This is a genomic window from Xenorhabdus aichiensis, assembly GCF_028598775.1.
GTDB classification, from domain to species: Bacteria; Pseudomonadota; Gammaproteobacteria; order Enterobacterales; family Enterobacteriaceae; genus Xenorhabdus; species Xenorhabdus bovienii.
Map to the genome: position 1 here is coordinate 1 of NZ_JAQRFO010000080.1, position 8,524 is coordinate 8,524.

The following is an 8,524-nucleotide window of genomic DNA, read 5'->3' on the forward strand; positions in this document are numbered from 1 at the left end:
CTGTGGGGCACTTATACAGCAACAGCTTCTGTCAAATAGTGATCCGTTTCTTCACATAATTTTATTCCTGGATAACAGAGAAAGTAATCTTATGTCTATGGGCATCACAGAGGTAGGGTTGAGAGTCGCTCCCAATAATCCAATTGCTAAAGCACTATACGAAAAAAGTGGTTTTCATATCACTGGGTTTAATATGTCTAAAACTCTAAGTTAAAGCACGGCTGCCCTGAATTACACTCAGGCCATTGGTAAGAGCTTTTTTATGATTATTTACCGTACCTTTCCAGCCGAACTGAGGGTTTAAACAGTAACTGTGACTACGTCCGATTTTGGGTCCTTGCAATATCAGACCAAGTTCGATGAGCGCCTTTACTGTTCCGTTGCTCCCCCAAACCCCGAGATCTAGACATTCAAGGGTTTCTAGTTGGGCTGGCTGGCGTACGGCAATGGCTTTCATTGAAGCAACTCTTATGGTTTGTTGATGCAATCCGCGCAAGTGCGGCAATCGTCGTGAACAAGCGAGCACATGTTGCTCAGCGCCTCGGGTTTACGCTACGACATGCACACATCTACTCAGGCTATTGCGATGTGTGCATGTCGTAGCGTAAACTCGGGACGATTCAGGCGGCAACTGTTGTTGGCTCAATAGGTCGAGAGGTGGGATATGACACGACGCGAAAAAATCATTCTGACGGGAGCGGGAGTAGGGGGAGTTATTTGTGCTTGTGTCCTGATTTTCTTTTTCGTCCTGCCAAGGCTCGTTGAGGCACGGATGAATCGTGTGATCGGGGTTGCTGATGTAGCGACACAAACCGCGGTTGACTTGCACAAGCGCCTGCAGATCGCCGACTTGCATGCCGATACGCTGCTCTGGGGCAGGGATCTTTTGGATCGATCGACGCGTGGGCAAGTTGACATACCGCGTTTGATAGACGGCAATGTGGCTGTGCAGGTCTTTGCTGTTGTTTCTAAGTCACCGCGTGGGCTGAATATCGAGAAGAATAGCGCCGAAACTGACGATGTGACTTTGCTTGCCCTGGCACAACGTTGGCCTTGGCGAACTCTGTTCAGTTTAAAAGAACGGGCACTCTATCAAGCTGCACGCCTACATGAGGCTGCCGCTCGTTCAAATGGGAAACTGGTGGTGATCAAAAGCCGTGCTGACTTGAAGGCTCTCCTTGAAAGACGCAGGAGTGATCCAAATATCGTGGGTGCGCTGCTCGCTTCAGAAGGCGCACAGGTTCTCGAGGGCGACCCAGCCAACGTGGATGTACTTTTCGAGGCCGGCTACCGGATGATGGCACCTACTCATTTCTTCGATACAGAGTTGGGCGGCTCTGCCCATGGTATTGAAAAAGGTGGGCTAACTGCTGCCGGTGCCGATATGGTGCGGCGAATGGAGGCAAAGAGTATGATCATTGATCTGGCTCATGCCTCGACCAGAACCATTGATGACATACTGGCAATCGCGACGCGACCCGTGGTCGTTTCCCATACTGGCGTCAAAGGTACTTGTGACAACATTCGTAATCTGTCCGATGACCAACTCAGGCGGATCGCTGCAATGGGTGGACTGATCGGTATCGGTTTTTGGGACAAAGCAGTGTGCGATCCTACCCCCGCCGGTATCGCTAAGGCACAGCTCTATGCGGCTAATATCGCCGGCGATGATCATGTGGCCCTTGGATCTGACTTTGACGGTGCGGTTCAGATGTCCTTCGACGCTACTGGCCTCGTTAATGTCACTGACGCTTTACTGAAAGATGGCGTGCAGCCAGAGAGGATCGCTAAACTGATGGGTGAAAATCAAATCCGTTTTCTATTAGAAAACCTTCCATAGCGAGACAATCAAGTGAGATAGCCTTGTCGTATCCCGATCCGCAATAGCGATATCGCCAAAACGCCAATCGAAGCAAGCAAACTTGGAGAGCATAAAAAAGCGTGAGGCACTTGAGTTAGTTGGAGGTAAAATGGGCAATTCAACCGGACTATTACCTATTAATGACCCATGAATACTTATACCGTTAAAGTGGCTCTCCACTATGTCAGCCCTATGGTTTGGGTGTTTCAGGCTATCCGGTAAGACTTCTTTAGTGGCTTTTCACTCTTTTATTCAAATCGCTCAAAGATGGTGTAATGACCACCTTCACCCGTTCCGTATTTATGGCAAAAATTACGGCATTTCCTATTCTGGCGGGATTGCGTTTCCGGATAACCCTTACAAAATCACGCTGGATGACTTTAAATTTGTTTATCCGAAAAATTAAAATAGTCATTAAATATACTGGTTTGATTTAACAGGCAAAAAAAGACCCTGAAATCAGGGTCTTATTTATTAAATCATCATGCGATGGTGACGTATGGAAAGCGTTGAATCATTCCCACTCGATCGTCGCGGGTGGCTTACCGCTGATATCATAGACTACCCGCGATATGCCACTGACCTCATTAATGATCCTGTTCGACACACGACCCAAAAAGTCATATGGCAGGTGTGCCCAATGAGCGGTCATAAAGTCGATGGTTTCCACTGCACGCAGGGAAACAACCCAGTCATATTTACGGCCATCACCCATTACGCCAACAGAGCGTACTGGCAGGAATACGGTGAACGCCTGACTGACTTTATTGTACAAATCCGCTTTATGCAGTTCTTCAATAAAAATAGCATCTGCACGGCGCAGCAGGTCACAATATTCTTTCTTCACTTCACCCAATACACGCACACCAAGACCTGGGCCTGGGAATGGATGGCGGTACAGCATGTCATATGGCAGACCCAGTTCCAGACCAATACGACGAACTTCGTCTTTGAACAGTTCTTTCAACGGTTCAACCAGACCCAGTTTCATATCGTCCGGCAGGCCCCCCACATTGTGGTGAGATTTGATGACGTGGGCATTGCCTGTCGCAGAAGCAGCGGATTCAATAACATCTGGATAAATCGTGCCTTGTGCCAGCCATTTAACCTGAGTTTGTTTTGATGCTTCTTCATCAAATACATCAATAAAGACATGACCGATGGTTTTACGCTTGGCTTCTGGCTCATCAATGCCCGCCAACGCAGACAAGAAGCGCTCTTCTGCCTTAACATGAACGAGGTTCAGGTCGAATTTACCCTCAAACATCGCCATAACCTGATCGGCTTCATTCAGACGCAACAGACCGTTGTCTACGAAAACACAGGTCAGACGTTTGCCAATGGCGCGGTTCAGCAGCAATGCGGTTACGGAAGAATCCACGCCGCCAGACAGTGCCAGAATAACGTGATCATCACCAATCTGCGTACGCAGGCGTTCTACAATATCGTCGATGATGGAAGCAGATGTCCATAATGCTTCACATTGACAAATATCCAGTACAAAACGTTGCAAAATATTCAAACCCTGATGAGTATGAGTAACCTCTGGGTGGAATTGCACGCCATAAAAACGTTTTTCATCATTGACCATAATGGCAAACGGGCAGGTATCCGTGCTGGCAACGGTGATGAAACCTTCTGGAACAGCAGTGACTTTATCACCATGACTCATCCATACATCCAGCAAAGGCTTACCTGATTCACTCAGGGCATCCTGAATACCACGGAATAATTCACAGTCACTTTTGATTTCAACTTGAGCATAACCAAATTCGCGCTCAGTGGAATTACTCACCTTGCCACCCAGTTGCGTGGACATGGTTTGCATACCATAGCAAATTCCCAGTACCGGCACGCCTGCATCAAAGACATATTCCGGCGCACTCGGGCTATTATTCTCTGTTGTACTTTCCGGTCCACCCGAAAGGATGATACCACTCGGGTTAAATTCACGGATTTGCTCTTCAGTGACATTCCATGTCCAAAGTTCACAATAAACACCAATTTCACGAATACGGCGGGCAATTAGCTGGGTATATTGCGAACCAAAATCAAGGATCAGAATGCGATGCTGGTGGATATTAGTTGTCATTTGAGGTGAATTCCAAAAACAAGTGGCAAGAAAAATAAAGAAGTCAGTGGCCCGATAGCGGGCCACCCTAAATAAATTACAAACCTAAACGATAGTTTGGTGATTCTTTGGTGATGGTCACGTCATGTACGTGACTTTCCTGAATGCCCGCACCACTGATACGAACGAATTCTGCTTTAGTTCTCAGTTCGTCAATAGTGGCACAGCCTGTTAACCCCATGCAGGAACGCAAGCCACCCATTTGCTGGTGAACGATGCTTTTCAACAGGCCTTTGTAAGCCACACGGCCTTCGATGCCTTCTGGCACCAGTTTGTCAGCCGCGTTATCGGTCTGGAAATAACGGTCAGAAGAGCCTTTGGACATCGCACCCAGTGATCCCATACCACGGTAGGATTTGAAAGAACGGCCTTGATAGAGTTCAATTTCCCCTGGGGATTCTTCTGTACCGGCCAGCATTGAACCTACCATGACACATGATGCCCCCGCCGCAATCGCTTTAGCGATGTCACCAGAGAAGCGGATTCCACCGTCAGCAATCACAGGAATGCCAGTACCTTCCAGTGCTTCCACCGCATCAGCAATCGCCGTAATTTGAGGAACACCAACACCAGTAACGATACGGGTAGTACAGATAGAACCAGGGCCAATACCGACTTTCACTGCGTTAACGCCGGCTTCAAACAGGGCTTTAGCACCTTCACCAGTCGCTACGTTACCACCAATGATTTGCAAATCAGGATATTTAGCACGAGTTTCGCGAATACGCTGCAAAACACCTTCAGAATGGCCGTGGGATGAGTCAATAAGCAGGATATCCACGCCCGCAGCCACCAGCGCATCAACACGTTCTTCATTGCCAGCTCCCGCACCAACCGCAGCACCAACCCGCAGACGACCTTCTTCATCTTTACAGGCGTTTGGCTTACGTTCTGCTTTCTGGAAATCTTTCACAGTGATCATGCCAAGCAAGTGGAAGCTATCATCAACGACCAGTGCTTTCTCAACACGCTTTTCGTGCATTTTCTGCAACACAACTTCGCGCGCTTCACCTTCTTTTACGATGACTAGACGCTCTTTCGGCGTCATTACCGCAGTCACTGGCTGATCCAGATCAGTAACGAAACGTACATCACGACCAGTAATGATACCTACCAGTTCGTTCTCTTCTGTCACGACAGGATAGCCCGCGAAACCATTACGTTTAGTCAGTTCGTGTACTTCGCGCAATGTAGTTTGTGGCGTTACAGTAACAGGATTAGTCACGACACCACTTTCGTGCTTTTTCACGCGACTGACTTCTTCTGCCTGACGCTCAATGGGCATATTCTTGTGAATGAAGCCGATGCCCCCTTCCTGGGCCAGTGCAATTGCCAGAGCAGATTCCGTCACAGTATCCATGGCCGCTGAGAGCATAGGAACGTTCAGACGAATAGTGGAAGTTAATTGAGTGGACAGATCTGCCGTATTAGGCAGGACTGTAGAATGGGCAGGAACCAACAAAACGTCATCAAAAGTTAATGCTTCTTTTTTAATTCGCAACATGGGCAATATCTCACCAAGCTATGGGCAATAAGGCATAAAATATTGCCGCGGCATTATACAGGCCGTAATCGGTTGCCTCCAGCATTTTTTAAAAAAATTTCTTGATTCATATTCTGGGATGATTAGTATCAATCGATTAACCCTTTGTTTTGAAATTTGATCTGGCTCACATGTCACTACCAACCAACACCGGAATTTTTTCTGTTAGTCGTCTGAATCAGACTGTCCGTCAGCTATTGGAGCTGGAAATGGGTAGAATTTGGCTAAGTGCTGAAATTTCTAACTTTTCCCAGCCTTCATCAGGACATTGGTACTTCACGTTAAAAGATGAACGGGCGCAAATTCGTGCTGCCATGTTTCGTAGCAGCAATCTGCGGGCAACATTTCGTCCACAAAATGGTCAGCAGGTGTTGGTGCGTGCACAGATTACGCTATATGAACCACGGGGTGACTATCAACTGATTGTGGAAAGTATCCAACCTGCTGGAGATGGGCTGCTACAGCAACAATTTGAGGTGCTGAAACAAAAACTTACCTCAGAAGGGTTATTTGATTCGATCCATAAAAAACCACTGCCCTCACCAGCAAAACGCCTCGGTGTCATTACCTCCGCCAGTGGCGCTGCGCTGCATGATATTCTCCATATCCTAAAACGCCGCGATCCATCACTGCCAATTATCATTTATCCCACTGCGGTTCAGGGAGCTGAAGCGCCGTTACAGATTATTCGGGCGATTGAGTTGGCAAATGATCGGCAGGAGTGTGATGTTTTAATTGTCGGCCGTGGCGGTGGATCACTGGAAGATTTGTGGTGTTTCAATGATGAGCAGGTAGCACGGGCGATCTTCCAGAGCCGTATTCCTATCGTTAGCGCAGTTGGGCATGAAACCGATGTCACAATTGCAGATTTTATAGCCGATCTGCGCGCACCTACGCCTTCTGCGGCCGCTGAACTAGTCAGTCGCAATCAAATTGAGTTGTTGAGGCAAGTTCAATCTCTGCAACAACGACTCGAAATGGCGATGGATTACTTTTTCGCCCAAAAACTGCGTATTTTTAATACGTTGCAGCATCAACTCCAGCAACAGCGCCCTGATTTACGGCTGGCTCGCCAGCAGAATAAATTAGTGGAATTACGTCAAAAGCTGGTCGATAGCCTCCTGCGCTGTTTGAAGCAACATTCTCTTTCACATGAGAAGCTAAATCTACGACTCTTACAGACTAATCCCGATCAGCAAATTCGGCATCATAGCCAACAGATCCAACAATATGATTTTCGGTTGAAACAAACGATTGAACGCCAATTAGGACATTATCGGGAGAAATTTGCAGTTTCTTGTTCTCAGCTCAATGCCGTCAGCCCACTGGCAACGCTACAACGCGGTTATAGTATCAGTGAAACATCTGATGGGACGTTACTAAAGGAAACTAAGCAAGTGGAAGTTGGGGATACCCTAAACACTCGATTACAGGATGGTTGGGTTAAAAGTCAGGTAGTTCAGGTAAAAAAACAGCCAAACGTAAAAAAATAACTTATAAAATGCTTTGTCTGTTTTGTGAATTGAAAGCAAGGTGGCAACAGAAGAGATATTAAAAATGTTTGGGGGCAATAAAATATAAAAAATAGCGGTGTACATGCACCGCTATTTTACCTGTTATCAGAAACGAACTTCCGCGCCTATTACATAGGTTCTGCCACGGGCAGTTTGGGTTCTTGCATTTTGATCCTCCATTATTGGTGCAGAGTTCATACGGTTTAGTGCTTCAGAATAATTTTTATTCATTAAGTTTTGTATGGAAAAATTAATAAATAAATTTTTATTAATTTTATAATCACTATACAAATCAATGATAGTTGGAATTTTATCCTCTTTTTGCATTACGATATTATTATCATCATCCGGTTCACCTGAAGGACTTTGACGATAAGATTCCCCAGTATATTTCACAATAGCACCAACACGGAGTTTCTCATCAAAGAAACGAACTCCAGTATCCAATGTGATATAACGTTCTGGTAGCTGGGAGGCCGGACTGGCACCAAAATAGGTCGTCGCAATTGAAGTCGGTTGCTGAGTTTTTTGCTGACTATATGCCAGCGAGCTATAGAATATACCTGAATCATAATTAGCCGAAATCTCATAACCACGCATATTTACCGGCGTTAGGCTATTAGTATAAATATATGATGATACATTGGGATTAAGGGCATTCTGTTCTTCATCTGTCAGTGCTCCGCCCACTTTGCACATTCTCTTTTCAATACAAAGCATATACTGATCACTGGTGATGTAATTTTTAATCTTAGTGTAGAATAGTGTCGTTTTCAGGCGGAATGTATCCCCATCAACAATTAAATTTGGGCGATAGCTATTAAAACCAATTTGATAGGTATCCGCTTTTTCTCCTTTCAGGAAAGGATTCACAGAATTGCCACCATCATTAGTATGAAAGATTTCCTGAATATTCGGCGCTCGCATTGAATGGGTATAACTGACGAACGGTTGAAATTCAGGGATAATTTCTGCCGATAATAGAATACCAGGATTAAATCCTCGCTCTTTTAGGTTTATTTTGGCTTCTCCTTGAGGAAAACAATTTATCCGTTCTTCACAAGCTGGTTTTATCCCTTTAACACTGTAATCGATATAATTCAGTACCAAATCTGCCGTATAAATACCGTGTTCAATTTTAAGGCGACTGTAGATACTGGCAATATTTTGTTTTCCACTCGGCGCAAATGGGTTATTTTCTATTGCTTCCCCTGCCACTTTTTCACTTTCTATCTTAGTACTGATTTTTTTACGATATTCAGTATTCATCCATTTACTGCCCAGAGTAAATGCAAAGTCAGTATCAGCATAATTTAAGCGACTGGTATTACTAATATCAATAGCATTGGATTGATTTTTAGATTCACTTTCACCCAATACGCCCATCGTCCTGTTTTCAAAATCCTGCTGGCCTTTGCTTGAGCTAAGCAGCAATTTGGTATCAACCAATTCACTAAATGGTGTGTAATGATATT

Annotated in this window: 9 protein-coding genes; 4 read left to right on the top strand and 5 right to left on the bottom strand. The window is 45.5% G+C overall.

The annotated features are described in order from the left end of the window. Window positions 1-214: N-acetyltransferase (locus PSI22_RS20425; protein ID WP_503016480.1), on the top strand; the 214-nt coding region annotated here is incomplete at its 5' end. On the opposite strand, the gene PSI22_RS20430 is transcribed toward PSI22_RS20425, so the two are convergent. Then, window positions 206-457, bottom strand: coding sequence for a hypothetical protein (locus PSI22_RS20430; protein ID WP_273581341.1), 252 nt, complete (start codon window positions 455-457; stop codon window positions 206-208). The genes PSI22_RS20425 and PSI22_RS20430 overlap by 9 nt on opposite strands. A gap of 90 nt (window positions 458-547) precedes the next feature. Then, on the bottom strand, window positions 548-829 hold the full coding sequence (locus PSI22_RS21595) for a hypothetical protein (protein WP_273581348.1): 282 nt from the start codon (window positions 827-829) through the stop codon (window positions 548-550). Here PSI22_RS21595 and PSI22_RS20440 point away from each other — a divergent pair. Together PSI22_RS20440 and PSI22_RS20445 are read left to right on the top strand one after the other, a co-directional pair. Next, a complete protein-coding gene (locus tag PSI22_RS20440) occupies window positions 716-1,840 on the top strand; it encodes a dipeptidase (protein WP_273581347.1) in 1,125 nt (374 codons plus the stop codon). The genes PSI22_RS21595 and PSI22_RS20440 overlap by 114 nt on opposite strands. Before the next feature lie 202 nt (window positions 1,841-2,042). Then, entirely contained in the window at window positions 2,043-2,267 is a 225-nt protein-coding gene (locus tag PSI22_RS20445) for an IS1096 element passenger TnpR family protein (RefSeq protein WP_273581342.1), read from the top strand. Window positions 2,268-2,375: 108 nt separating this feature from the next. On the opposite strand, the gene guaA is transcribed toward PSI22_RS20445, so the two are convergent. Together guaA and guaB are read right to left on the bottom strand one after the other, a co-directional pair. After that, a complete protein-coding gene (gene guaA, locus PSI22_RS20450; protein ID WP_273581343.1) occupies window positions 2,376-3,953 on the bottom strand; it encodes a glutamine-hydrolyzing GMP synthase in 1,578 nt (525 codons plus the stop codon). A 76-nt stretch (window positions 3,954-4,029) separates the two neighbouring features. After that, window positions 4,030-5,496, bottom strand: coding sequence for an IMP dehydrogenase (guaB, locus tag PSI22_RS20455; protein ID WP_273581344.1), 1,467 nt, complete (start codon window positions 5,494-5,496; stop codon window positions 4,030-4,032). A gap of 170 nt (window positions 5,497-5,666) precedes the next feature. On the opposite strand from guaB, the gene xseA reads away from it, so the two are divergent. Then, complete coding sequence (xseA, locus tag PSI22_RS20460; RefSeq protein ID WP_273581345.1) at window positions 5,667-7,028, top strand: exodeoxyribonuclease VII large subunit; 1,362 nt, start codon at window positions 5,667-5,669, stop codon at window positions 7,026-7,028. A gap of 126 nt (window positions 7,029-7,154) precedes the next feature. On the opposite strand, the gene PSI22_RS20465 is transcribed toward xseA, so the two are convergent. Beyond that, window positions 7,155-8,524: TonB-dependent receptor domain-containing protein (locus tag PSI22_RS20465; protein ID WP_273581346.1), on the bottom strand; the 1,370-nt coding region annotated here is incomplete at its 5' end.

Bases quoted from the DNA above. Each gene is read 5' to 3' on its own strand.
- PSI22_RS20430 (WP_273581341.1), bottom strand. From the start codon at position 457: ATGAAAGCCATTGCCGTACGCCAGCCAGCCCAACTAGAAACCCTTGAA.
- PSI22_RS20445 (WP_273581342.1), top strand. From the start codon at position 2,043: ATGTCAGCCCTATGGTTTGGGTGTTTCAGGCTATCCGGTAAGACTTCT.
- guaA (WP_273581343.1), bottom strand. From the start codon at position 3,953: ATGACAACTAATATCCACCAGCATCGCATTCTGATCCTTGATTTTGGT.
- guaB (WP_273581344.1), bottom strand. From the start codon at position 5,496: ATGTTGCGAATTAAAAAAGAAGCATTAACTTTTGATGACGTTTTGTTG.
- xseA (WP_273581345.1), top strand. From the start codon at position 5,667: ATGTCACTACCAACCAACACCGGAATTTTTTCTGTTAGTCGTCTGAAT.